At 75.6% G+C, this 262-nt stretch carries 1 protein-coding gene; it reads right to left on the bottom strand.

The genetic code is table 11. The features are described from left to right. Nucleotides 1–27: 27 nt before the first annotated feature. The coding region (locus OOT08_RS18900) for an alpha/beta fold hydrolase (protein ID WP_325094444.1) at nt 28–262 on the bottom strand (235 nt) is incomplete at its 5' end.

Below are 262 nucleotides of genomic sequence, written 5' to 3'. Positions count from 1 at the left end.
CGAGTGGCGCCGGGGGCCCGGTGGGCGTCAGGAGGGCAGGCCGGTCAGCCACTCGGTGAGCAGCCGGTTCGTCTCCTCGGGGCGCTCCTGCTGGAGCCAGTGGCCGCAGCCGTCGAGAAGGTGCGAGGCGCTCAGCCCGGGCAGGGTGACCGGATACGCCTCGATCGCGTCGGACAGCCAGGTGGTGGAGGCGTCCAGCGCGCCGCCGAGGAACAGGGACGGCTGGGTGATCGGGGCGCCCTCGTGCGCGGCCGGGTCGGCC

Origin of the sequence: Leucobacter sp. M11 (assembly GCF_035726885.1) — a bacterium.
Taxonomy (GTDB): domain Bacteria; phylum Actinomycetota; class Actinomycetes; order Actinomycetales; family Microbacteriaceae; genus JAPFRB01.
This window is presented reverse-complemented; position numbering and strand designations above follow the sequence as displayed.